This is a genomic window from Georgenia thermotolerans, assembly GCF_009193185.1.
Classification (GTDB): Bacteria; Actinomycetota; Actinomycetes; order Actinomycetales; family Actinomycetaceae; genus Georgenia; species Georgenia thermotolerans.
Genome location: NZ_VUKF01000025.1, coordinates 34,772 through 57,634 on the forward strand (window position 1 = coordinate 34,772; position 22,863 = coordinate 57,634).

General features: G+C 74.4%; 22 protein-coding genes. 11 read left to right on the forward strand and 11 right to left on the reverse strand.

What is annotated here, in order from left to right; translation table 11 throughout:
• Positions 1 to 6 precede the first annotated feature (6 nt).
• Positions 7 to 1,233 carry a DNA recombination protein RmuC gene (locus GD970_RS12755; RefSeq protein WP_152203282.1) on the forward strand — a complete coding sequence of 409 codons (1,227 nt, stop codon included), beginning with the start codon at positions 7 to 9 and terminating at the stop codon, positions 1,231 to 1,233.
• 134 nt (positions 1,234 to 1,367) lie between these two features.
• Here GD970_RS12755 and GD970_RS12760 read toward each other — a convergent pair whose 3' ends face one another.
• A complete protein-coding gene (locus GD970_RS12760) occupies positions 1,368 to 2,483 on the reverse strand; it encodes a 4-hydroxy-3-methylbut-2-enyl diphosphate reductase (RefSeq protein WP_152203283.1) in 1,116 nt (371 codons plus the stop codon).
• Positions 2,484 to 2,562: 79 nt separating this feature from the next.
• Here GD970_RS12760 and GD970_RS12765 point away from each other — a divergent pair, with 79 nt between their 5' ends.
• From GD970_RS12765 to GD970_RS12780, 4 genes are all read left to right on the forward strand, one after another.
• On the forward strand, positions 2,563 to 2,988 hold the full coding sequence (locus GD970_RS12765) for a DUF3151 domain-containing protein (protein ID WP_193314932.1): 426 nt from the start codon (positions 2,563 to 2,565) through the stop codon (positions 2,986 to 2,988).
• A gap of 92 nt (positions 2,989 to 3,080) precedes the next feature.
• Positions 3,081 to 4,496, forward strand: a complete 1,416-nt coding sequence (xseA, locus tag GD970_RS12770) for an exodeoxyribonuclease VII large subunit (RefSeq protein ID WP_226925325.1) — start codon at positions 3,081 to 3,083, stop codon at positions 4,494 to 4,496.
• Between the two features lie 12 nt (positions 4,497 to 4,508).
• The gene (locus GD970_RS12775) at positions 4,509 to 4,823 is read left to right on the forward strand and encodes an exodeoxyribonuclease VII small subunit (RefSeq protein ID WP_152203286.1); all 315 of its coding nucleotides are present in this window, start codon (positions 4,509 to 4,511) and stop codon (positions 4,821 to 4,823) included.
• Entirely contained in the window at positions 4,820 to 5,959 is a 1,140-nt protein-coding gene (locus tag GD970_RS12780; RefSeq protein WP_319593464.1) for a carbohydrate kinase family protein, read from the forward strand. The genes GD970_RS12775 and GD970_RS12780 overlap by 4 nt, the downstream gene beginning before the upstream one ends.
• Positions 5,960 to 6,198: 239 nt before the next feature.
• On the opposite strand, the gene GD970_RS12785 is transcribed toward GD970_RS12780, so the two are convergent.
• From GD970_RS12785 to GD970_RS12800, 4 genes are read right to left on the reverse strand one after another with little or no spacing between them, the layout of a single operon-like run.
• Positions 6,199 to 7,473, reverse strand: a complete 1,275-nt coding sequence (locus tag GD970_RS12785; RefSeq protein WP_152203287.1) for an ABC transporter ATP-binding protein — start codon at positions 7,471 to 7,473, stop codon at positions 6,199 to 6,201.
• Between the two features lie 29 nt (positions 7,474 to 7,502).
• Entirely contained in the window at positions 7,503 to 8,342 is an 840-nt protein-coding gene (locus GD970_RS12790; RefSeq protein ID WP_152203288.1) for a carbohydrate ABC transporter permease, read from the reverse strand.
• 2 nt (positions 8,343 to 8,344) lie between these two features.
• A complete protein-coding gene (locus GD970_RS12795; protein WP_152203289.1) occupies positions 8,345 to 9,334 on the reverse strand; it encodes a carbohydrate ABC transporter permease in 990 nt (329 codons plus the stop codon).
• On the reverse strand, positions 9,331 to 10,617 hold the full coding sequence (locus tag GD970_RS12800) for an extracellular solute-binding protein (protein WP_152203290.1): 1,287 nt from the start codon (positions 10,615 to 10,617) through the stop codon (positions 9,331 to 9,333). The genes GD970_RS12795 and GD970_RS12800 overlap by 4 nt, the downstream gene beginning before the upstream one ends.
• 230 nt (positions 10,618 to 10,847) lie before the next feature.
• Here GD970_RS12800 and GD970_RS12805 point away from each other — a divergent pair, with 230 nt between their 5' ends.
• Together GD970_RS12805 and GD970_RS12810 are read left to right on the forward strand one after the other, a co-directional pair.
• Positions 10,848 to 11,498 (forward strand): carbonic anhydrase, encoded by a 651-nt coding sequence (locus tag GD970_RS12805; RefSeq protein ID WP_152203291.1) that lies wholly within the window; start codon positions 10,848 to 10,850, stop codon positions 11,496 to 11,498.
• A 31-nt stretch (positions 11,499 to 11,529) separates the two neighbouring features.
• Positions 11,530 to 12,849, forward strand: a complete 1,320-nt coding sequence (locus GD970_RS12810) for an NAD(P)/FAD-dependent oxidoreductase (protein WP_346266131.1) — start codon at positions 11,530 to 11,532, stop codon at positions 12,847 to 12,849.
• Positions 12,850 to 12,925: 76 nt separating this feature from the next.
• On the opposite strand, the gene GD970_RS12815 is transcribed toward GD970_RS12810, so the two are convergent.
• The gene (locus GD970_RS12815; RefSeq protein WP_152203293.1) at positions 12,926 to 14,338 is read right to left on the reverse strand and encodes a PhoH family protein; all 1,413 of its coding nucleotides are present in this window, start codon (positions 14,336 to 14,338) and stop codon (positions 12,926 to 12,928) included.
• Between the two features lie 308 nt (positions 14,339 to 14,646).
• Positions 14,647 to 15,405: an isoprenyl transferase gene (locus GD970_RS12820; protein ID WP_211489757.1), complete on the reverse strand. Its 759-nt coding sequence runs from the start codon at positions 15,403 to 15,405 to the stop codon at positions 14,647 to 14,649.
• 185 nt (positions 15,406 to 15,590) lie between these two features.
• Between GD970_RS12820 and trhA the strand changes: the two genes are divergently transcribed.
• Both trhA and GD970_RS12830 read left to right on the forward strand, forming a co-directional pair.
• Positions 15,591 to 16,292 (forward strand): PAQR family membrane homeostasis protein TrhA, encoded by a 702-nt coding sequence (trhA, locus tag GD970_RS12825; protein WP_152203295.1) that lies wholly within the window; start codon positions 15,591 to 15,593, stop codon positions 16,290 to 16,292.
• A gap of 52 nt (positions 16,293 to 16,344) precedes the next feature.
• Positions 16,345 to 17,325: a PPK2 family polyphosphate kinase gene (locus GD970_RS12830; protein WP_152203296.1), complete on the forward strand. Its 981-nt coding sequence runs from the start codon at positions 16,345 to 16,347 to the stop codon at positions 17,323 to 17,325.
• Positions 17,326 to 17,394: 69 nt separating this feature from the next.
• Here the strand turns inward: GD970_RS12830 and GD970_RS12835 are convergent, their stop codons facing one another.
• Both GD970_RS12835 and mca read right to left on the reverse strand, forming a co-directional pair.
• The gene (locus GD970_RS12835; RefSeq protein ID WP_152203297.1) at positions 17,395 to 17,763 is read right to left on the reverse strand and encodes a hypothetical protein; all 369 of its coding nucleotides are present in this window, start codon (positions 17,761 to 17,763) and stop codon (positions 17,395 to 17,397) included.
• The gene (mca, locus tag GD970_RS12840; RefSeq protein WP_319593465.1) at positions 17,760 to 18,779 is read right to left on the reverse strand and encodes a mycothiol conjugate amidase Mca; all 1,020 of its coding nucleotides are present in this window, start codon (positions 18,777 to 18,779) and stop codon (positions 17,760 to 17,762) included. The genes GD970_RS12835 and mca overlap by 4 nt, the downstream gene beginning before the upstream one ends.
• A 158-nt stretch (positions 18,780 to 18,937) precedes the next feature.
• Between mca and GD970_RS12845 the strand changes: the two genes are divergently transcribed.
• On the forward strand, positions 18,938 to 19,378 hold the full coding sequence (locus GD970_RS12845; RefSeq protein WP_152203298.1) for a DUF4307 domain-containing protein: 441 nt from the start codon (positions 18,938 to 18,940) through the stop codon (positions 19,376 to 19,378).
• A gap of 142 nt (positions 19,379 to 19,520) precedes the next feature.
• On the forward strand, positions 19,521 to 20,030 hold the full coding sequence (greA, locus tag GD970_RS12850; protein ID WP_152203299.1) for a transcription elongation factor GreA: 510 nt from the start codon (positions 19,521 to 19,523) through the stop codon (positions 20,028 to 20,030).
• Positions 20,031 to 20,123: 93 nt separating this feature from the next.
• On the opposite strand, the gene ilvA is transcribed toward greA, so the two are convergent.
• Entirely contained in the window at positions 20,124 to 21,338 is a 1,215-nt protein-coding gene (ilvA, locus tag GD970_RS12855) for a threonine ammonia-lyase (protein ID WP_226925326.1), read from the reverse strand.
• The gene (locus GD970_RS12860; protein ID WP_152203300.1) at positions 21,335 to 22,699 is read right to left on the reverse strand and encodes an AI-2E family transporter; all 1,365 of its coding nucleotides are present in this window, start codon (positions 22,697 to 22,699) and stop codon (positions 21,335 to 21,337) included. The genes ilvA and GD970_RS12860 overlap by 4 nt, the downstream gene beginning before the upstream one ends.
• Positions 22,700 to 22,863 lie beyond the last annotated feature (164 nt).

Sequence of the window (22,863 nt, forward strand, 5' to 3'; positions counted from 1 at the left end):
CCGGGCATGCAGATGGTGACGGTGGTGCTGGTGGTTCTCGCGCTCGTCGTGGGCGCGGCGCTCGGGTTCGCGGTGGCCACCGCCCGGGCGGCGACGCGCGGCGGCGTGGGCGCGGGTTCGGCGGCGGAGACGGCGGAGCTGCGGGCCCGGGCGGCCGCGGCGCAGGCGCGGGCGGAGCGGCTCGCCGAGGAGGTGGAGTCCCTCCAGGAGCGGGCGCGCCGGGACCACGACGTGCTGCGCGCCCTCGCGCCGGTGCAGGCCACGCTCACCCAGGTCGGCGAGCACGTCGCGCTGCTCGAGCGCGAGCGCACCGAGCAGTACACCGTGCTCACCGAGCAGCTCCACCACGCCCGCCGCTCGGGCGTCGAGCTCCAGCGCACGACGGCGCAGCTGGAGTCGGCGCTGCGGTCCACCTCCGCGCGGGGCCAGTGGGGCGAGGTCGAGCTGCGCCGGGTGCTCGAGGCCTCGGGCATGATGCGGCACGTCGACTTCGTCGAGCAGCACTCGCTGGGCGCCGCCGGGGCGCCGGGCGGGCGCCGCGAGGCCAACGCCGGGCGCCCCGACGTCGTCGTGCACCTGCCCGGGGAGAAGTACCTCGCGGTGGACGCCAAGGTGCCCATGGACGCCTACCTCGAGGCCAGCGCCATCGGCGAGCGGGCCACCGGTGAGGAGGCCGAGCGGCGCGAGCGGCTGCTCGCCGCCCACGCGCGGGCCCTGCGCGGGCACGTGGACGCCCTGGCCAAGCGCCGCTACCACGACCAGCTGCCCGGCTCCCCCGAGCTGGTCATCATGTTCGTGCCGTCCGAGGGGCTGCTGGCCAGCGCGCTAGAGGCCGACCCCGTCCTCCTCGAGCACGCCCTGCGCCAGGGCGTGGCGCCGACCTCGCCCGCCTCGCTGCTGGCGCTGCTGCGCACGACGGCGTCGATCTGGTCGGCCGAGCAGGTCACCGCCGAGGCGCGTGAGCTCCTCGCGCTGGGCCGCACCCTCTACGAGCGCCTCGGCGTCGTCGCCGGGCACCTCACCAGCCTGGGCCGGTCGCTGCGCTCGAGCGTGCAGCACTACAACAAGGTGGTGGGGTCGATCGAGCAGCGGCTCCTGGTCACCGCCCGGGACTTCGAGTCGCTGGCCACCAAGGACCTCGACGTCGAGGCGATCGCCACCGACGACGCCCAGGTGCGCACCTTCACCGCGCCGGAGCTGGCACTGGCGGACCTGGAGGGCCGCTCGGCCTGACCGCCCACGCCGGCACTCCCGCCGGCAGCGCGCGAGCCCCGACGTCGGCGTCCGACGTCGGGGCTCGTGCGTGTGTGCGGGACGAGGCCGAGGCCGTCAGCCTGGGCCTCGGGCATGCGCGGCCAGCTGCCGGCTCAGCCGTCGGCGCGGACGCGCTCCCGGCGCACCTTGTGGGGCCGGTCCGGCTGCTCGCCGGCGGCCTTGAGGTCCGCGCGCAGGTTCTTGGGCAGCGAGAACATGATGTCCTCCGTGGCGGTGCGCACCTCCTCGACCCCGGTGTAGCCGAGGTCCTTGAGCCGGTCGACCACGGTGCGCACGAGGATCTCGGGCACCGAGGCCCCGGAGGTCAGCCCCACGGTGGTAGCGCCCTCGAGCCAGGCGGGGTCGATCTCGTCGGCCTTGTCCACCCGGTAGGCCGCGCCCGCGCCCGCCTCCAGCGCCACCTCGACGAGCCGCACCGAGTTGGAGGAGTTCGCCGAGCCCACGACGATGACGACGTCGGCGTCGGGGGCGAGCTTCTTGACCGCGACCTGGCGGTTCTGGGTGGCGTAGCAGATGTCGTCGCTGGGCGGGTCCTGCAGGTGCGGGAACCGCTCGCGCAGCAGGTTGACGGTCTGCATGGTCTCGTCCACCGACAAGGTGGTCTGGGAGAGCCAGATGACCTTCTCGGGGTCGCGGACCTCGACCTTGTCCACCTCGTGCGGGCCGTTGACCACCTGGATGTGCTCGGGGGCCTCGCCCTGGGTGCCCTCGACCTCCTCGTGCCCGTCGTGGCCGATGAGGAGGATGTCGTAGTCGTCGCTGGCGAAGCGCACGGCCTCCTTGTGTACCTTCGTCACCAGGGGGCAGGTGGCGTCGATGGTGGCCAGCCGGCGGGCCGCGGCCGCCGCGTGCACGGCCGGGGAGACGCCGTGGGCGGAGAAGACCACCCGCGCCCCCTCGGGCACCTCGTCGGTCTCGTCGACGAAGATCGCGCCGCGCTCGGACAGCGTCTCGACGACGAACTTGTTGTGCACGATCTCCTTGCGCACGTACACCGGGGCGCCGTACAGCGCCAGCGCCTTCTCGACGGCGTCGACCGCCCGGTCCACCCCGGCGCAGTAGCCGCGCGGGGCGGCGAGGAGGATCCGCTTGCCGTCGGGCGCCGGCTCGGACGGGATCGAGGAGGGGAAGGCCGAGGCGCCCGCGAGCGAGGAGCCGGCCGGGACCGCGGGCGCGGCGGGGCCGGTGGCGAGGGGTGCGGTGGTCATGGGGCCAGGGTACGTGGGGCCCGCCGGACGGGCCATGCCCCGTGTCCGACCCCACACCCGGCCATGGCAGCATGGCGCCATGCCCACCAACCTGCTCGGCGAGCCCACGCCGACCCTGCTGCCCGAGGACCACCCCGACGTGCCGGCCCGCGCCGCCCTGGAGGCCGGCGAGGACCCGCGGGCGGTCGCCGCCCGCTTCCCCGCGGCCAGCCTTGCCTGGGCCACGCTCGCCCGCGCGGCGCTGGAGGCCGGCGACCCGGTGGCGGCCTACGCCTTCGCGCGCACCGGCTACCACCGCGGCCTCGACGCGCTGCGGCGGGCCGGGTGGCGCGGCGCCGGGCCGGTGCCCGCCGCCCACGCACCCAACCGCGGCTTCCTCCTGTCCGTCCTGGCCCTGGCCGACGCCGCCGCGGCGATCGGCGAGGACGACGAGGCAGTGCGCTGCCGCAAGCTGCTCGACGACTCCGACCCCACCGCCCGCGAGGTCCTCGCCGCCGGGCGCTGACCGACGCCAGCGCCCGGCGCACCGCGCGCTGTGTCCACCGCCCCGCCGGCGGCTCGTGCCCGGCGTCGGCGGGCGGTGAGAGGGTGGGGGGCGTGAGCAGCACCGACCACGCCGCGCCCGCCCCGCGCCGCCTCGCCACGCGCGCCCTGGAGACCACGGCCGAGAACCCCTGGCCGGTGCGGCTGCTGTCGTCGAAGATCAACGACTACATCGCCCGCATGGCACCGCTGTGGGTCGAGGGGCAGATCGTCCAGCTCAACCGACGCCCCGGCGCCACCCTGGCCTTCCTCACGCTGCGCGACACCGACGCCGACATGTCCCTGCCGGTCGCCGTGCAGTCCCGGGTGCTCGCCGCGATGGCGACCCCGCTGCAGGAGGGCGCCCACGTCGTCGTCCACGCCAAGCCGACGTTCTGGCCCAAGCGCGGCTCGCTGCAACTGCAGGCCGACGAGCTGCGCCCGGTGGGCGTGGGCGAGCTGCTCGCGCGCATCGAGCACCTCAAGCGCGTGCTGGCCGCCGAGGGGCTGTTCGACGCCGAGCGGAAGGTCACGCTGCCCTTCCTGCCCCGCTGCGTCGGGCTGATCTGCGGGCGGGAGTCCAAGGCCGAGCACGACGTCGTCGTCAACGCCCACGCCCGCTGGCCCGCGCTGCGCTTCGAGATCCGCGAGGTCGCCGTCCAGGGCGCCCGGGCCGTGCCCGAGGTCATGGCTGCGCTGCGCGAGCTCGACGCCGACCCGGCCGTGGAGGTCATCGTCGTCGCCCGCGGCGGCGGGGCGGTGGAGGACCTGCTGCCCTTCTCCAACGAGGCCCTGGTCCGCGCCGCCGCGGCCTGCCGCACCCCGCTGGTCTCCGCCATCGGCCACGAGACCGACAGCCCGCTGCTGGACCTCGTGGCGGACTACCGGGCCTCGACCCCCACCGACGCCGCCAAGCACATCGTCCCCGACGTCGCCGAGCAGCGCCGCGGCCTGGCTCAGTCGCGCCAGCGCATCCGTGCGGCCATCACCGCACGGCTCGCCGCCGAGCAGCGCGGCCTGGACCACCTGCGCTCCCGGCCGGTCGTGGCCAACCCCCACGCGCTCGTCACCGCCCGCGCGGAGGAGGTCGAGCGGCTGCGCGCCACCGCGCTGCGGGCCGTCACCTGGCGCACCGACCGGGCGGCGGACGAGCTGCGCGGCGCCCGGTCCCAGCTGCGGGCCCTCTCCCCCGCCGCCACCCTCGCCCGCGGCTATGCCGTCCTGCGCGACGACACCGGACGAGTGGTCCGCTCCCCCGACGACGTCCGGACCGGCCAGCGCCTCGAGGCGCTGCTCGCGGCCGGCCGGCTCGGCGTCGAGGTCCTCCCTCAACCCGCTGAGACCGACCCGACCGCGGACGGTCAGATCGACCCGGCCGCCGACAACCCGACCGACGCCGCCGCGGATAACAAGTCCGCCCCCGCCGCGCCCCCGACCGAAACGCCTGCCGACGGCCAGACCGCGCCGTCTGCGGACGCCCGAGCCCTGTAGGAGACTGAACCCGTGAGCCAGACAGACGCGGCCGAGCGGCCGGAGGTGTCCAGCCTGTCCTACGAGCAGGCCCGCGACGAACTGCTCGAGGTGGTCCACCGCCTCGAGGCCGGCTCCACCACCCTGGAGGACGCCCTGGCGCTGTGGGAGCGCGGCGAGGCCCTGGCGTCCCGCTGCCAGGCCTGGCTCGACGGCGCCCGCGAGCGCCTGGACGCCGCCCGGGCACGCGACGGCGAGCGCCGCGCCCCGTCGGCCCAGAACCCGGAGGCCGCGCGCGAGGCCGCCCTCGAGGACGCCGCCGCCGGTCTGGGCGAGGAGGACGCATGAGCCAGGGCCACCGTCCGATGGAGCCCGACGACGCCCCGCCCGCGCGGGCGGGCGCCGCCCCGGGCGGCACCGCACAGGACGTGCCCGCCCGGTCGCCCAAGGCGCCCGCCAAGCACGACCCGTTCCGCCCCACGGGCGACCCCGAGCTGACGGCTCGCCCGCCCGCCACCTCCCTCGCCTATCGCCCTGGGGAGCACCGGCTGCCCGGCGAGCACGACGACGGCGCCGCGCTCGTCGTCGGCGAGGCGCTCATCGACATCGTCGAGCGGCCCGGCGAGGAGCCCTCGGGCCACCCGGGCGGTTCGCCGGCCAACGTGGCCGTCGGCCTGGCCCGGCTCGGCCGCGACGTCGAGCTGGTCAGCTGGTTCGCCGCCGACGCGCACGGCAGCGTCCTGCGGTCCCACCTGGAGCTGGAGAACGTCCGGCTCTCGGCGGCCTCGGCGCGGGCCGTGCGGACCTCCACCGCCCGGGCCCGCCTGGACGCCGCGGGCAGCGCGACCTATGAGTTCGACCTCGAGTGGGCCCCGCCCGTCCCCGAGCCCGTCGTCGCGCCGGTCGTGCTGCACACCGGGTCGATCGCGGCGGTGCTCGAGCCCGGCGCCGCCACGGTCGCCCAGACGGTGGCCCGCTACCGCGACGTCGCGACGATCAGCTACGACCCCAACATCCGGCCCGCGCTCATGGGCGACGCGCGCCAGACCCTGGCCGTCGTGGAGCGGTTCGTCGCGCATTCCGACGTCGTGAAGGTCTCCGACGAGGACCTGGCCTGGCTGGCCCCCGGGGCCGACCCGCAGGAGGTCGCCCGCCGGTGGCTGGCCGCCGGCCCGGCGCTGGTCGTCGTCACGCACGGCCCCGGCGGGGCCTGGGCGGTCACGGCCGGCGGCCTGGAGCACCGCGTGCCGGCGGCACCCTCCCAGGTGGTTGACACCGTCGGTGCCGGGGACTCCTTCACCGCCGGCCTCCTCGACGGGCTGTGGGCCGCGGGGCTGCTGGGGGCCGACCACCGCGAGTCGCTGCGGTCCATCGACGCCGGCACCCTCGAGCGGGTGCTGGACCAGGCGGCCCGGATCGCCGCCATCACGGTCTCCCGCGAGGGCGCGAACCCGCCCACCCGGGCCGAACTGACGGCCGAGTAGCGCAGGCGGCGCCGCGGCCGAGTAGCGCGCCGGCGGAGGCCACCCCGGATAGCGCACCGGCGGGGGTCACCGCGGCCAGCGCACGGGCGCATCCGCGCGGCGATGTCATGCGCCGGGGCGTTTCCGCGGAAACGCCCCGGCGATCCTCGTGCGCGTGGTGCCGGACGTCGCGCGCCGAACTAGACGTTTCGCGCCCAACTTGACGTCTCGCGCCCAACTTGACGTCTCGCCGCGAGGGGTCAGGCGGGCTGGGTGGCCGTCTCCCGCTCGGCGGCGCGCTGCTTCGCCCGCTCCAGGGCCCGCTGGCGCTGCCGCTTGGCGTTCTCGTCGAGCTGCTCGGCGCGGGCGTCGTCGCGCGTGAGGTTGTCGCCGGACTCGGGGTCGAAGACGTGGATCGTCGTCGGGTCGAACCACAGGGTGGCGACGTCCCCGTCGCCGATGGGGCTGGCCGCGTCCAGCGCCACGACCAGCTGCGAGCGCACGCCCTCGCCCTCGAGCTCGCGGTCGAGCTCCTCGAGCTTGGCCCGCACGCTCTCGTGGATCTGGTAGGGCACGTAGGCGTAGAGCACCTCGCCGAGCCACTCGGTGACGTCGACGTTGGCCTCGAAGCTCACCCCGCGAGCGCGCTTCTCCTCGGTGACGGCGTCGGCGTCCTGGAAGCCGTCGGGCCGGATGCCCACGATCACGGAATCCCTGTTGCCGATGGCGGCGCGCAGCCGGTCGTCCATGGGCACGTCCGCGATCGGCAGGCGCAGGACGTCGCCCTCGACGAACCCGGCCAGGAAGTTCATCGGCGGGGAGCCGATGAAGCCGGCCACGAAGAGGTTCACCGGCTGCTCGTACAGCGCGCGGGGGCTGGCCACCTGCTGCAGGATGCCGCGGCGCAGCACGGCCACCCGGTCGCCCAGCGTCATGGCCTCGGTCTGGTCGTGGGTGACGTAGACCGTGGTGATCCCGAGGTTGCGCTGCAGGCGGGCGATCTCGGTGCGCATCTGCCCGCGCAGCTTGGCGTCGAGGTTGGACAGCGGCTCGTCGAAGAGGAACGCCCGGGCCTCGCGGACGATCGCGCGGCCCATGGCGACGCGCTGGCGCTGGCCGCCGGAGAGGTTCGCCGGCTTGCGGTCGAGGTGCTCGTCGAGCTCGAGCAGGCTCGAGGCGCGGCGCACCCGCTGGTCGATCTCCTCGTTGCTGAAGTGGCCCTTCTGCAGCCGCAGCGGGAAGGCGATGTTCTCGTAGACCGTCAGGTGCGGGTACAGGGCGTAGTTCTGGAACACCATCGCCAGGTCGCGGTCACGGGGGGCCTTGTCGTTGACGACCTCGTCGCCGATGCGCATGGTGCCCGACGTGATGTCCTCCAGGCCCACGATCATCCGCAGGAGCGTGGACTTCCCGCAGCCCGAGGGCCCCACGAGGATGACGAACTCGCCGTCGTCGATCGCCAGGGACACGTCGTTGACGGCCGGGAACCCGTCGCCGTACTGCTTGACGATGTGGTCCATGGTGATGGATGCCATTGGGGCTCTCCTCCTTCGCGTCAGGGCGGTCAGCCCTTGACGGCTCCCTGGGTCAGTCCGGACACGATCTGGCGCTGGAAGAGCACCACGAGGATCACGACCGGGATGGTGACGATGATGGATGCGGCCGAGATGGCGCCGGTGGGCTCCTCGAAGTAGGACGCCCCGGTGAAGAACGCCAGCGCGGCGGGCACCGGCCGGGCGGCGCTGGTCGAGGTCAGCGAGATGCCGTAGACGAAGTCGTTCCAGGCGATGAAGAACGCGATGAGCGCCGTGGTGAACACCCCGGGGGCGGCCAGCGGGACGATCGCCTTGCGGAACGCCTGCCAGGGGGTGGCGCCGTCCACCTGCGCCGCCTGCTCCAGCTCCCAGGGGATCTGCCGGAAGAACGCGGACAGGGTCCAGATCGAGATCGGCAGGGTCAGGGACAGGTAGGGGATGATCAGGCCCGGCCAGGTGTCGTACAGCCCGATGTTGCGCCACAGGTTGAACAGCGGCGTGACGATGGAGATCACCGGGAAGATGGACACGCCCAGCGCGGTGGTGAGGATGATCCGCTTGCCGGGGAAGTCCAGGCGGGCGATGGCGTAGGCGCAGAACGTCGCCAGCACGACGGCGATCGCGGTGGCGATCAGCGAGATGCCGATGGAGTTGCGCAGCGCCGGCAGGAACAGGCTCTGGGCGGACCCGACGAGGATCTGGTCGTAGTTCTCCCACGTCGGGTGCGGCGGGAGGAACGTGCCGGAGTTGATCTCGCTGCTGGCCTTCAGCGAGGTCATGAAGATCGACAGGACCGGGAACAGGGCGTAGACGAGGACCAGGACGGCGATGATCGTCCAGGCCACCTTCTGCCGCGTCGTGAGGCGCACGGCTACTCCCCCCTCGCGCTCGACAGGTCGACCTTGAACAGCTTGATCGCCCCGAAGGCGATGAGCAGGACGCACAGGAACAGCAGCACCGAGATAGCCGAGCCCAGCCCGATCTCGAGGCGGCCGATGGAGGTGCGGTAGGCCAGCAGCGACAGCGTCTCGGTGCCGTTCGCGCCGTTGGTCATGATGAAGACGTTGTCGAAGATGCGGAAGGCGTCCAGGGCCCGGAAGAGCACCGCCACCATGATCGAGGCCTTCATGTTCGGCAGGATCACCCGGCTGAGCACCTGCCAGGGGGTGGCGCCGTCGACCTTGGCCGCCTCCTCCATGTCGCCCGGCACCTGCGCCAGGCCGGCGAGGAGGAGCAGGGAGATGAACGGCGTCGTCTTCCACACCTCGGAGGCGATGATGACGAACAGCGAGGTGCCCTGGCTGGCGAACCAGTTGAGGTCCGGGCTGATGCCGGGCACCCAGTCGAACCAGTTGTTGATGTAGCCGGAGGTGACGTCGAAGGCGTAGAACCAGGCGAACGCCGAGACGACGGTGATGATGCCGTAGGGCACGAGGATCACCGTGCGCAGCGGCCCGCGCAGGCCCCGCAGCGCCCGGTGCATGATCATCGCGAGCGCGAAGCCGAGGACGAGCTCGATGACCACGGTGACCACGGTGATGAACACGGTCACGGCCAGGTCGCGCCACCACACCGGGTCCGAGAGCACGACGCCGTAGTTGCCCAGGCCCACGAACCGGCGCTCGCCGGGGGCGGTGAGGCGGTAGGCGAACAGGGAGTCGTAGACGGCCTGCAGGATCGGGTACAGGGTGACGAGCAGCATGACGCCGAAGGCGGGCCCGGCCAGCCACCACCCGAGCCGTCGCTCGGAGCGGGTGCGCTCGCTGATCCCGCCCGTCGGCCCGGGCTGGGCGCCGGCCGTCACGACCGGGGCCGGCGCGGCCTGCCGTTGGGGCGCGGCCGGTGGGACTGCTGAGCTCATAGCAGGCTCTCCCCTCGCAGGACGGAGGTGATGAGATCCGTGGACTTCTGCGGCGTGGTGTCCGGGTTGACGCTGCTGGGCGGGTACCACGTCTGCTGCAGGCCGGTGGAGACCTCGTTGTAGTACGGCGTCTGCGGCCGCGGCACCGCCTGCTGCAGCGAGTCGCGGATCTCCTGGTACATCGGGTACGCCTCTTGCACCTTGGGGTCCTCGTAGGCCTTGGTGTTCGCCGCCGGGTTGCCGTTGGTCGCGAAGTAGGTGGCCTGGTGCTCGGGGGTGACGATGCACTCGACGGCCTGGTAGGCGAAGTCGGGGTGCTTGCTGAAGGCGCCGACGCCGAGGTTGATCCCGCCGTAGGGCGGGGCCGGCTTGCTGCCCTCGTCGGTGAGCGGGTAGGTCGTCCACCCGATGTCGTCGAGCAGCGCCTTGTCGAAGGTCCCCTGCTCGACGCCGGTGACGGTCGAGGACCACACGAACGGCCAGTTGACCATGAACGAGCCCTTGTCCCCCTGGAACAGGGTGAGCGAGGCGGACTCGTCAGCCGTGGGCAGGCTGGGCCCGCCGATGCCGGACTTGCCGATGTCGCCGATGATCTGCGCGGCCTTGCGCCCGGCGTCGGACTCGAGCCCGAGCTGCATCTCGGTGCCCGGCGCCTCCGGGTTGGTGACGATCTGCCCGCCCGCGGAGGCGACGAGGGCGTTGATCCACACCGTCAGGGATTCGGCCTTGGCGCCCTGGACGGCGAGGAGCTTGTCCTGGCTCTTCGCGGCGTCCTCGATCTGCTGCCACGTGACCGGCTTGGACATGTCGAGCCCGGCGGCCTCGGCCACGGACTTGCGGTACCAGAGCAGCTGGGTGTTGGCCCAGAACGGCACCGTCACCAGCTCGCCCTTCCAGCTGGCGCCGTCGATGGCGCCCTGCACCACGCCGTCGGTCGTCTTCTGGGCGACGTCCTGGGGCACGGGGGCGAGGAACCCGGGCTCGGCGAGCTCGGGGATGAACGGCGGGTCCAGGCTCATGATGTCGATGGAGCTGTCCTTGGCGGCCAGCCGGCGCGCGAGCTGCTCGCGCTGGGAGGCGGCGTCCCGGGGCAGCAGGGCGGTCTCGATCTTGTACTTGCCGCCCGCCTCCTGGGTGCACTGCTTGGCGATCTCCGCCTGACCGCCGTTGTCGGGGTTGATGTACCACGTCAGTGTGGGAGTGCTGGCCTCGGCGGAGCAGGCGGCTATGCCCGCGGCCACGGCGAGCGCGAGGCCCGCCCCCACCAGTCTGCGCCGTCGCACGTGACCTCCTTCACCTGTCGTCGGTCTTCAGGAAACCGCGAACGACCGTTGTCCGCCACCGGAGAGGCGACGGCCGCCGTCCGCCCCCTGGCCTGCGGGGCCGCACCGCAGGGGGCGCGGTCGGTGCGGCGTTGTGGGCCCCGTCGGTGCGTGCTCCTAGGCCCCGCCCGCGCCACCGCACGCGCCCCTGCGGCGGAAGCCCTCCGGCCACGGTGGAAAGATGGGGGTCCATGAGCACCGACCTCACCCCGGCCCAGGCGTGGCAGCGCCTGCAGGAGGGCAACGCCCGTTTCGTCGCCGACAACATGCAGCACCCCTCCCAGGGCGCCGACCGACGCGCCGAGGTGGCGCAGGACCAGAACCCCTACGCCGTCCTCTTCGGCTGCTCCGACTCCCGGGTGGCCGCCGAGCTCATCTTCGACCAGGGCCTGGGCGACCTGTTCGTCGTCCGCACCGCCGGGCAGGTGCTCGACACCACGGTCATCGGCTCCATCGAGTACGGCGTGGACGTGCTCGGCGCCCCGCTGGTCGTCGTGCTCGGGCATGACAGGTGCGGCGCCGTCGGCGCGGCCACCAGGGCCCTGCTCACGGGCGAGATGCCCACCGGGTTCGTGCGCGCCGTGGTCGACCGCGTCATCCCCTCGCTGCTCGCGCCCACCGAGGACGGCGGCGCCCCGGCCGCCGGGCCGACCCGCGGGGTGCGCCTGGCCGACGACGCCGACCTCCGCCGCCAGCACGTGACGGCCACGGTGACACAGCTGCACGACTACTCGGTCTCGCTGGCCACCGCCGTCGCCGAGGGCCGGACCGCGATCGTGGGCGTGGAGTACACCCTCGCGGACGGCACCGCCAACCTGGTCCACCAGATCGGCAACCTGTAAGCCTCGGCGCGGGCCGCCGTCATCGGACAGGATGACCCGCATGAGCACCTCCGCGTCCCCGCGTCGCGCCGTCGTCGTCGGCGCCGGCATGGTGGGGCTGTCCACCGCCTGGTTCCTGCGCCGCGCCGGCCTGGACGTGACCGTCCTGGAGCAGGACCGGGTCGCCGCCGGGTCGTCATGGGGCAACGCCGGCTGGCTCACCCCGCCGATCACGACCCCGCTGCCCGAGCCGGCCATCCTGCGCTCGGGCGTGCGGGCGCTGGTCTCCCCCGCCTCCCCGGTGTACGTCCCGCTGCGCCCCGACCTGGACCTGCTGCGCTTCCTCCTCGGCTTCGTCCGGCACAGCACCGGGCGGGCGTGGCGGCGGGCCATGGCCGCCTACGTCCCGCTCAACCGGCGGGCGCTGGAGGCCTTCGACGTCCTCGCCGCCGCCGGCGTGGCCGAGCCGACCGTGCCGACGGGCGACTTCCTGGCCTGCTACCGGCGTCCCGGGCAGCGCCGGGACCTGCTCGAGGAGTTCGCCGCGATCCGCGCCGCCGGGCAGCCGGTGGAGGCCGAGCTGCTCGACGGCGCGCAGCTGCGCGCGCTCGCCCCGGCGCTGAGCACCGAGGTCACCGCGGGGATCCGGCTGGCGGGCACCCGCTTCATCGACCCGCCCCGGTACATGCTGGCGCTGGCCGACACGGTGGTGGCGGCGGGGGTGGAGCTGCGCGAGGGGGTCCGCGTCCTCGCCGTCGACGGCGGCACCGAGACCCGGCCCGCGCTCGTGCGCACCCGCCCGACCCAGCCCGTGCCCGGCGGCAGCGAGACCGAGGCACCCGCCCGGCGCGACGGGGAGGAGATCCTGCGCGCCGACGTCGTCGTCCTGGCGACCGGGGCGTGGCTGGGCGAGCTGGCCCGGCCCTTCGGGGTTCGGATGGTGGTCCAGGCCGGCCGCGGCTACTCCTTCACCGTCCCGGTCGACCCCATGCCGACCATGCCGCTGTACTTCCCCATCCAGCGGGTGGCCTGCACGCCGCTGGGCGGGCGCTACCGGGTGGCCGGGATGATGGAGTTCCGCAGGCCCGGCGACCCGCTCGACCCGCGCCGGATCAAGGCGATCGTCGACGCGACCCGGCCGCTGCTCGCCGGCGACCTCGACGACCGGGTCGACGAGTGGGTCGGCTCGCGCCCCGTCACCCCCGACGGCCTGCCGCTCATCGGGCCCACCCGCTCCCCCCGGGTGGTCGCCGCGGGCGGGCACGGCATGTGGGGCATCACGCTGGGCCCGCTGACCGGCCAGCTCGTCGCCGACCTGGTCACCGGCGGCCAGGTGCCCGCCGAGCTGTGGCCGTTCGACCCGCTGCGCTGACCGACAGGTGGCGGCCCGCCTCAGCGCGGCGGACGGCCGCTCCCGCCCGGCGCGCGCCGGGCGGGAGCGGGCCGGCTCAGATGTCCACGCCCTCCAGCAGCTCGGTGACCAGCGCCGAGACGGCGGAGCGCTCGGAGCGGGTGAGGGTGACGTGCGCGAAGAGCTCCTTGCCCTTGAGCGCCTCGACCACGGCGGCGACGCCGTCGTGGCGGCCCACCCGCAGGTTGTCGCGCTGGGCGACGTCGTGGGTGAGCACCACCTTGGAGTTCTGCCCGATGCGGGAGAGCACCGTGAGCAGGACGTTGCGCTCAAGGGACTGGGCCTCGTCGACGACGACGAAGGCGTCGTGCAGGGACCGGCCGCGGATGTGGGTCAGCGGCAGCACCTCGAGCATCCCGCGGGAGAGGACCTCCTCGAGCACCTCCGGGGCGACCAGCGCCCCGAGGGTGTCGAAGACTGCCTCGGCCCAGGGGTTCATCTTCTCGGCCTGGTCCCCCGGCAGGTAGCCCAGCTCCTGCCCGCCGACGGCGTACAGCGGCCGGAACACCACGACCTTCCGGTGCTCGCGCCGCTCCATGACGGCCTCCAGCCCCGCGCACAGGGCCAGGGCGGACTTCCCGGTGCCGGCGCGCCCGCCGAGAGAGACGATGCCGATGTCAGGGTTGGTGAGGTGGTCGATGGCCACCCGCTGCTCCGCGCTGCGCCCGCGCACCCCGAAGACCTCCCGGTCCCCGCGCACCAGGTGCAGCCGGCCGTCGGCGCCGAGGCGGCCCAGCGCCGAGCCGCGCGGGGAGTGCAGCACCACGCCGGTGTTGACCGGCTGGGACGCCACGTCCCCCGGGGTGGCCAGGTCCGCGACGTCGACGCTCTCCTCCCCCCACAGCTGGGCCATCTCGGACTCGGTCAGCTCCGCCGTCGTCATCCCGGAGTAGCCGGTGTCGAGGACCTGCTGGGCGCGGTACTCCTCGGCGTTCAGCCCGACGGCGGAGGCCTTGACCCGCATGGGCAGGTCCTTGGAGACGACGGTGACCGCGTGCCCCTCGGCGGCCAGGTTGGCGGCGACGGCGAGGATGCGGGTGTCGTTGTCGCCCAGGCGCAGGCCCGAGGGCAGCACCTGGTCGGAGGAGTGGTTGAGCTCGACGCGCACCGTGCCGCCGTCGTCGCCGACGGGCACGGCGCTGTCGAGCCGGCCGTGCTTGACCCGCAGGTCGTCCAGCAGGCGCAGGGCGGAGCGGGCGAAGTAGCCCAGCTCCGGATGGTGCCGCTTGGCCTCGAGCTCGGTGACGACGACGACGGGCACGACGACGTCGTGCTCGGCGAAGCGCAGGAACGCGCGCGGGTCGGAGAGCAGCACGGAGGTGTCCAGCACGTAGGTGCGCAGCGCCGTGCCGACCGGTTCGGCGACACCGAGCTCGGCGGCGACGGCGGCTCCGGCCGCGGGGGCGGCGGAGGCGTGCTCCGGGGTGCTGATGGTGCGATCGATGCTCACGAGGGCTCCCTCCGGCGCCGTGGCGCCGAGCTCAGCTGCGCGGCGGACCCGCGGGTCGCGGGCCGTCGTGCGTGGTGGGGGGGGGCGACAGGCCGGCCCAGGAGGGACCGGCCGGCCCCTCCCGTCCACAGCTGGGTGCTGCATGGGCTGACCTCCCGGAGGGCGGCTGGTGTGCCGTCCATCACATCGCACGGTACGGCCGGGAGGGCCCTTCGTCCTCCACAAACACGCCCGGGCCCCGGCGGTGGGGGCAACTGTTCACCCGCCGGACATGTCGGCGGCGCCGCCGGGAGCCTGACGCGCGGGGCTCAGCGGCCCAGGCGCCGCTCGCGCTGGGCGTAGTCGCGCAGCGCGCGCAGGAAGTCCACCCGGCGGAAGTCCGGCCAGTAGACCTCGCAGAAGTAGTACTCGCTGTGCACCGACTGCCACAGCAGGAAGCCGCTGAGGCGCTGCTCGCCGGAGGTGCGGATGACGAGGTCGGGGTCGGGCTGGCCGCGGGTGTAGAGGTGGTCGGTGATGTCGTCGACGCCGATCTCGGCGGCGACCTCCTCGATGCTCTGCCCGGCGGCGGCGCGCTCACGCAGCAGCGCGCGGACGGCGTCGGTGATCTCGTGCCGCCCGCCGTAGCCGATGGCGACGTTGACCTGCAGGCCGGGCCGGCCCTGGGCCCGCCCCTCGGCGGCGCGCAGCCGCTCCGCGACGGGCTCGGGCAGCAGGTCCAGGGAGCCCATGACGCGCAGGCAGCGGCCGGACGCGGCGATCGTCTCCACCGCCCCGGCGATGATCTCCAGCAGCTCGACGACCTCGGCGGCGTCGCGGTCGAGGTTGTCCGTCGAGAGCATCCACAGGGTGACGACCTCGACGCCGGCGTCCTCGCACCAGTGCAGCAGCTCGGAGATCTTGTCCGCCCCGCGCCGGTGGCCGTGGGCCACGGGCGCGCCGAGGCCGCGGGCCCAGCGCCGGTTGCCGTCGAGGATGACGCCGACGTGCCGGGGAACGTTCGCCCGGTCCAGCCCCCTGACGAGACGACGTTCGTAGAGCTGGTACAGCAGTCCCGCAGGCACGATCCGCTCGACACTCCTCTCCGGCCGTCGCGGCCGGCGGCCGCGCCGGGGCCCGAGGCTGCGTCGGACCCGCTGGAGGAACGTTACCGCCGCGGGAGGTCGGCACCGCGAACCTACGGTAGCGTAGGTTCCGGCTCGGGCCGGTCGCGGCCCCGGGCCCCCTCTCCTTCCGCGGACCTGGAGGTCCCATGGCAGCAGCCCATCCCCTGCCCGACGACACCACCCTCGGCGCGGGCGTGCGCAAGGTCGCCGACGCCGTCAAGCCGCGGCTGCGCGGGTGGATCCACGCCGGCACGGCGCCGGTGGCGCTGCTCGCCGGCATCGTGCTCGTCGCGCTGGCGCCGACGACGGCGGGGAAGGTGTCCACCGCGGTGTTCGCGGCCTCGTCGGTGGTGCTCTTCGGCACCTCGGCGGTCTACCACCGCGGCACGTGGTCCCCGCGGGCGCTGGCCGTGCTGCGCCGGATGGACCACTCCAACATCTTCCTGCTCATCGCCGGCACCTACACCCCGCTCGCCGTCCTGCTGCTCGACCGGGCCACCGCCACCGTGCTGCTCGTGGTGGTGTGGGTCGGAGCGGTGCTGGGCATCGCCGCCCGGCTGGTGTGGCTCTCGGCCCCGCGGTGGGTGTACGTGCCGATCTACGTCGCGCTCGGGTGGGTGGCGGTGGGCTTCCTGCCGCAGTTCTGGACGACCGGCGGGCCGGCCGTCGTCTGGCTCGTCGCCGGCGGCGGGCTGGCCTACACGCTCGGCGCGGTGGTCTACGCCCTCAAGCGGCCCAACCCCAGCCCGCGGTGGTTCGGCTTCCACGAGATCTTCCACGTCGGCACGGTGGTGGGCTACGTGTGCCACTACGTCGCCGTCTTCCTCGCCGCGCACCCGGCCGGCTGACCGGGTCCTCCCCGGCCGACGGCACTACGCTGCCGGCACGGGAGGGAGCACCATGGGCAGCGCGGGCTGGCGCCAGGACCCCCGGCCGCTGCTGCGGCCGGCACCGGACCTCGACCTCGCGGCGCTGGACCGGGGCGCCACCCCCGGCTGGGACGCGGGCAAGGACGCCGCGGAGGAGTACGTGGCCGAGCGGGGCCGGCTCCTCTCGGAGCTGCAGGAGCGGCTCTTCGCCGACGGGCGCACCGGCGGGCGGCGGGCCGTCCTGCTCGTGGTCCAGGGCCTCGACACCGCCGGCAAGGGCGGCATCGTCCGGCACGTCATCGGCATGGTCGACCCGCAGGGCGTGGCGCTGCATGCCTTCGGGGTGCCGACGGACGAGGAGCGGCGTCACCACTACCTCTGGCGGGTGCGCCGGGCGCTGCCCCGGCCGGGGCTGATCGGCGTGTTCGACCGCTCCCACTACGAGGACGTCCTCGTCGCCCGCGTCGAGGGGCTGGTGGCCGAGCCGGTGTGGTCGCGGCGCTACGCCGAGATCAACCGCTTCGAGCGGCAGGTCGTCGACGGCGGCACCACGGTGGTCAAGGTCGCCCTCCTGGTCTCGCGCGAGGAGCAGGGCGTGCGGCTCATGGAGCGGCTGGACCGGCCCGACAAGCGCTGGAAGTGGAGCCCCGGGGACGTCGACACCCGCGCGCGGTGGGACGCCTACCAGCAGGCCTACGCCGACGTGTTCGCGCGCACGTCCACCGACGTCGCGCCCTGGCACGTCGTGCCCGCGGACAAGAAGTGGTACGCGCGCCTGGCCGTCACCGAGCTGCTCACGCAGGCGCTGGTGGGCCTCGACCTCGACTGGCCGCGGCCCACCTGGCAGGTGGAGACGCAGAAGCGCCGCCTCGCCGCGACGATGAGCGACGAGGCGGTGGCCGCCGCCGAGCGGGAGGCGGCCGAGAAGCTCCCCGAGGTGACCCGGGCCGAGGCGGAGTTCGACGAGGCCGTCGCGGCCGCCGCCCGGCTGGGCGAGGACGACCGCCGGTAGCGCGGACCGCGCACGCAACCGTTCCGCGCCGCCGGCGGAGCAACCTTCGGCGCGGCGGAGCTGCGCTCGCTAGAGCGGCTGGCGGGGGACGTCCGGGGCGTCGGGCGGGCTAACCGGGGTGGTTCCCCGCCCCTCGCCGGCGCCACCGTCGACGGCCCGGCCCTCGATGACGCGGCCCTCGGGGGCGCCGTCGTCCTCGCGGCGGTCGCCCTGGGCCTCGGCCCGGCGGGCCTCCTCGGCCTCCCGCAGGCGGGCGTTGTGGTCCACCCGGCGCATGTGCTTGGTGAAGGACAGGAACAGCGGGATGGCGAGCACGGCGAGGATGAAGAAGCCCCAGAAGAATCCCTCGATGCCCGGGGAGACGTCCCAGGGCTGCAGCTCCCGGGGCGCCGGGCTCGGGCTCGGGCTGGCGGCGAGGAGCAGCACTAGCGGTGTCATGCCTCCAGCCTGCCACCGTCGGCGCCGTCGCCGGCACGCGCGCCCGCCCGCTCGACCGCCTCGCGGTCGTGGCCCGGGGCGCCCGCGGCGCGCACGTCGCCGGCCGTGGGCACGGGGTACTCGCGCACCGGCCCCTCCCCCAGGCCCGCGAGCCGGACGCCGGCGAAGAGGTCGTCCTCCATGACGGGCTCGACCGGCACCCGGGTGCGCGCCAGCTCGAACTCCTCGTACGGCCAGACCTCGGCCTCGACGTCGCGGGGCACGGCGAAGAAGAACCCGTCGGGGTCGATCTGGGTGGCGTGGGCCCGCAGCGCGGCGTCGCGCTGGGGGAAGTGCTCCGCGCAGTGCACCCGGGCGGTGGCCCGGCGCCGGGGGCGGTCCCGGCGCGAGTGCAGCCACCCGTCGAAGGGCGACTCGTAGCCGCGCTCGCGCAGGGCGGCGTCGACCGCCTCGATGCGGGTGATGGAGAAGGAGACGTCGTAGTAGAGCTTCTCAACCGCCCAGGGCGCGCCGGCCTCGGGGTAGGCCGTCGGGTCGGCGGCGGCGTCGAAGGCGGCCACGGCCACCTTGTGGGCCATGATGTGGTCCGGGTGGGGGTAGCCGCCGTTCTCGTCGTAGCAGGTCATCACGTGCGGACGGAACTCGCGGATCTGGCGCACCAGGGCGCCGACGGTGACGTCGAGCGGCTCGAGCGCGAAGCACCCCTCGGGCAGCGGCGGCAGCGGGTCGCCCTCGGGCAGGCCGGAGTCGACGAAGCCGAGCCAGACCTGCTCGACGCCCAGCGCCGCCGCGGCGGCCGCCATCTCCCGGCGCCGGTAGCCGGGCATGTCCCGCAGGATGTCCTCGCGCCCGGCGAGCCGGGGGTTGAGGATGTCGCCGCGCTCGCCGCCGGTGCAGGTCACGACGCGCACGCGCGCGCCCTCGGCGGCGTAGCGGGCCATCGTCGCCGCCCCCTTGCTCGACTCGTCGTCGGGATGGGCGTGCACGGCCATGAGGCGTCGCGCGTCGTCGGTCACTGTGCTCCTTCCGGGGGGCCGCCGCCCCGTGCCGTCGGGACCGGCCGCCGGGGAGCGTGGCATCGGCGTCGAGAATCCAGGGACAATGGTGGCGCATCGGCGCCCCGATTGCGACCGCCTTCGCGTCGGCGGACGGCGCCGAGAGGAAGGACCCGCCCGTGCCCAGCACTCCCCCCGCCCCCGGCCCGCGCCCGCCCGCCGGGGTGGATCCGGCCGTCATGGCCGCCCGCTACGGGCGCCCGCGGCAGGGCCGCCGCGGCGTGATCGTCGCCGCGGTCGTGGCGGCGCTGGTCGTCGTCGCCGCGCTCGTGTGGCAGACGACCACCGCGATGAACCGGACCACGCTGCACACCGAGGACCTGGGGTTCACCGTGCAGGACGCCACCCACGTCACGGTGCGGTTCAACCTGGTCACCGACCCCGGCGCGACCGTGCGCTGCACCCTGACGGCGCTCAACTCGAAGTTCACCGAGGTCGGCTTCAAGGAGGTCGTGATCGGCCCGGTGAAGGCGGCGCGCACGGCGCACGAGGCGGACGTGACGACGACGGAGCCGGCGGTGACCGGCAGCGTGAAGTCCTGCGAGGTCCTCCAGCCCTGAGCCGGATCTCACACGGGTGTCGCCGGGGCGCTGGTACACTTGAGCCTTTACACGCCGCCCCGGAGCGGCGCACGAGGTGCGAGCGCCCGGGCGGGACCTTCCCCCCTCTGCCTCGGCCGCCTCGTGCTCTGGCGTCCGGGGCATGACCGTATGTGGAGGAGGAGCCGTGACACAGACGAGCACCACCTGGCTCACCCAGGACGCGTACAACCGGCTGAAGGACGAGCTCGAGTACCTGACGACCAAGGGCCGGGCCGAGATCGCCGAGAAGATCGACGCCGCCCGTCAGGAGGGGGACCTCAAGGAGAACGGCGGGTACCACGCCGCCCGTGAGGAGCAGGCCAAGCAGGAGGCGCGGATCGTCCAGCTCACCGAGCTGCTGCGCCACGCCAGCGTCGGCGAGCCTCCCGCGGACGACGGCATCGTCGAGTCCGGCATGGTGGTGACGGCCAAGATCGCCGGCAAGGAGCGCACCTTCCTGCTCGGCTCCCGCGAGGCCGCTCCGGGCCTGGACATCGAGGTCTACTCGGAGAGCTCGCCGCTGGGCGCGGCGCTGGTCGGCCGGAAGTCCGGCGAGACGGTCTCGTACGAGGCGCCGAACGGGTCGCAGATCAAGGTGGAGATCGGCGAGGTCAAACCCTTCCAGGGCTGAGCCGCACACCGCTCCTCGCACACTCGACGGCGGGCCCACCCACGGGGTGGGCCCGCCGTCGTGTTCGGTGCGGCCGCCGCCGGCCGCCGCCCGTCAGGGCCGCAGGATCGTGTACCCGCGGCGGCGCAGGCCGTCGAGGACGGCCGCGCAGTGCTCGGGCCCCTTGGTCTCCAGCTCCACGGAGATCTCCACCTCGTCCACGGCCAGCCCGGCCGCGGTGCGGGTGTGCTCGACGCTGACGACGTTCCCCCCGCCCGCCGCCAGCTCGCGCAGCAGCGCCGCGAGGCTGCCCGGCGCGTCCTGGACGATCACCCGCATCTGCAGGTAGCGCCCGGCCGCCGTCATGCCGTGGCGGATGATGCGCAGCAGCACCAGCGGGTCGACGTTGCCGCCGGAGAGGATGACGACGACGGGCCCCTCCAGCCCGCCGGGCCGGCCGAGCAGGGCGGCGACGCCGGCCGCGCCCGAGGGCTCGACCACCAGCTTGGCGCGCTCGACGAGGTAGAGCACCGCGCGGGAGAGCTCCTCCTCGGTGACCGTGCGCACCTCGGCGACGTGCTCGGCGATGATCCCGAACGGCACCTCCCCGGGCAGCGGCACGGCGATGCCGTCGGCCATCGTGTGGACGTCGGGGCGGAGCACCGGGTGGCCCTGGGCGAGGGACTCGGGGTAGGTCGCCGCCGCCTCGGCCTGCACGCCGACGACGGTGATCGTCGGGTCGACGGCGTGGATGGCGGCGGCCACGCCGGCCAGCAGCCCGCCGCCGCCGGTGGGCACGACGACGGTGCGCACGTCGGGGACTTGCTCGACGATCTCCAGGCCGATGGTGCCCTGCCCGGTGACGATGTCGGGGTGGTCGTAGGGGTGGATGAGCACCCGGCCGGTGCGGGCCACCTCCTCCGCGGCGGCGTCGAGCGCGCCGGAGAGGTCCTGCCCGGCGAGGACCACCTCGGCGCCGTACTGCCGGGTGGCGGCGACCTTGGGCAGGGCGGCGTCCAGCGGCATGAAGATCCGCGCCGAGATGCCCAGCTCGCGGGCGGCCAGCGCCACGCCCTGGGCGTGGTTGCCGGCCGAGGCGGCGACCACGCCGCGGGCCTGCTCCTCGGCGGTCAGGCGGGCCATGCGCAGGTACGCGCCGCGGACCTTGAACGAGCCGGTGCGCTGGAGGTTCTCCGCCTTGAGGTAGACCGGCACCCCGAGCAGCCGCCCGAGGGTGGTGGAGGCGTCGACCGGGGTGCGCTGGGCGACGGCCGCGACCACGCGGGCCGCCTCCTGGAAGGTGGCCAGGTCGGCGGTCTGCTGGGTCACGGCTGCTCGCCGTCCTCCGCGCGCCGGGCCGTGGCCAGGTGGTCGCCCGCGGCGGCGGGCTCGGCGTCGTCGTCCTCGCGGTTGGGGCGGGCCGGCTCACCGGCCTCGGCGCCGTCGTCCTCCACCTCCCGCTCCCAGGAGGCGGCGATGGCGGCCTCGAGCGCCCCGGGCGGGCCGCCCGGGCGGTGGATGTCGGTGGCCAGGTGCGGGTACTTGTCGTGGCCGGTGAAGTAGAGCATCACCGTGTTGACGACCGCGACCAGCGGGACCGCGAACAGCGCGCCGAGGACGCCGGCGAGGCCGGTGCCCGCCGTGACGGCGAGCAGGATGGCGATGGGGTGCAGCGCCAGCGCGTTGCCCTGCAGCCAGGGCTGGAGGACGTTGCCCTCGAGCTGCTGCACCGCCAGGACGATCGCGAGCATGATCAGCGCGGTGACCGGGCCCTGGTCCACGAGCGCGACGAGGACGGCGACCGCGCCGGAGATGAAGGCACCGACGATCGGGATGAAGGAGAACAGGAAGACCAGGACGCCGATCGGCAGGGCGAGCGGGACGCCGAGGATGAAGGCGCCCAGCGAGATGCCGACGGCGTCGACGAACGCCACGAGGATCTGGGTGCGGGCGTAGCCGCCCAGGGTCACCCAGCCGCGGATGCCCGCCTCGTTGATCCGCACGCGTGCGCCGCGCGGGGCCAGGCGCACGAACCACTGCCAGATGCCCCGGCCCTCCTTGAGGAAGAAGAACAGGGCGAAGACGGCGATGACGGCGCCGGTGAGCACGGAGGTCAGCGAGCCGGTGACGTTGGCGACGCCGGAGACGAGCACGTCGGAGTTCGCCCGCACCTGCTCGCCGATCTGGCCGATCCACTCGTCGATCTGGGCCTCGTCGATGGCCAGCGGGCCGTCGCTGAGCCAGGTCTGCAGCTGGCCGAGGCCGGCCTTGGCGCTGTCGGCCAGGGCGCCGAAGCCGGAGACGATGGAGTTGCCGGCCAGGACGAGCAGGAGGGTGACCACCGCCAGCGTCCCGAGGATGGCGGTGAGCGCGGCCAGCGTGCGCGGGAAGTGCAGCGTCCGGCGCAGCCAGGTCGCCACCGGCTCGAGCAGCACGGCCACGAGGATCGACGCGAGCATGGCCACGACGATGGTCTGGAAGGTGATCACCAGGTAGCCGATGGCGAGGATCGCCGCGGCGATGACGAGCAGCCGCCACGACCACGCCGCCGTCGCCCGCACGGCCCAGGGCACCGCCCCGGCGGGGTCGGTGCGGGTGGACGGCGCGGCGGTGGTCACCCGGTGGGCGGGCAGGGCGGTGTCGGTCCGATCGCGCGAGGCGAGCCGGGACAACCATCGTGAGTCGGGCATGGGCCTCTCGTTCATGAGAAGGAAGCGACGGGGGTCAGCCTACGGGCCGCGGCCGGAACGGCAGCGCAGCGCGGCGCCGTTCCGGCCGTCGTGCCGGACGTCGCCTCCTGTGCGCACCAGGGCGCGGCGGGTGCGCGCCAGCGGTCCGCGCCGCGGGGTTCGCG

What these genes read in the sequence shown, in the direction of transcription:
- greA (WP_152203299.1), top strand. Translation starts at nt 19,521, where the DNA reads ATGACCGTATGTGGAGGAGGAGCCGTGACACAGACGAGCACCACCTGG.
- trhA (WP_152203295.1), top strand. Translation starts at nt 15,591, where the DNA reads ATGGCAGCAGCCCATCCCCTGCCCGACGACACCACCCTCGGCGCGGGC.
- GD970_RS12760 (WP_152203283.1), bottom strand. Translation starts at nt 2,483, where the DNA reads ATGACCACCGCACCCCTCGCCACCGGCCCCGCCGCGCCCGCGGTCCCG.
- GD970_RS12780 (WP_319593464.1), top strand. Translation starts at nt 4,820, where the DNA reads ATGAGCCAGGGCCACCGTCCGATGGAGCCCGACGACGCCCCGCCCGCG.
- GD970_RS12755 (WP_152203282.1), top strand. Translation starts at nt 7, where the DNA reads ATGCAGATGGTGACGGTGGTGCTGGTGGTTCTCGCGCTCGTCGTGGGC.
- GD970_RS12860 (WP_152203300.1), bottom strand. Translation starts at nt 22,699, where the DNA reads ATGCCCGACTCACGATGGTTGTCCCGGCTCGCCTCGCGCGATCGGACC.
- GD970_RS12835 (WP_152203297.1), bottom strand. Translation starts at nt 17,763, where the DNA reads ATGACACCGCTAGTGCTGCTCCTCGCCGCCAGCCCGAGCCCGAGCCCG.
- GD970_RS12830 (WP_152203296.1), top strand. Translation starts at nt 16,345, where the DNA reads ATGGGCAGCGCGGGCTGGCGCCAGGACCCCCGGCCGCTGCTGCGGCCG.
- GD970_RS12810 (WP_346266131.1), top strand. Translation starts at nt 11,530, where the DNA reads ATGACCCGCATGAGCACCTCCGCGTCCCCGCGTCGCGCCGTCGTCGTC.
- GD970_RS12765 (WP_193314932.1), top strand. Translation starts at nt 2,563, where the DNA reads ATGCCCACCAACCTGCTCGGCGAGCCCACGCCGACCCTGCTGCCCGAG.
- GD970_RS12785 (WP_152203287.1), bottom strand. Translation starts at nt 7,473, where the DNA reads ATGGCATCCATCACCATGGACCACATCGTCAAGCAGTACGGCGACGGG.
- GD970_RS12805 (WP_152203291.1), top strand. Translation starts at nt 10,848, where the DNA reads ATGAGCACCGACCTCACCCCGGCCCAGGCGTGGCAGCGCCTGCAGGAG.
- GD970_RS12795 (WP_152203289.1), bottom strand. Translation starts at nt 9,334, where the DNA reads ATGAGCTCAGCAGTCCCACCGGCCGCGCCCCAACGGCAGGCCGCGCCG.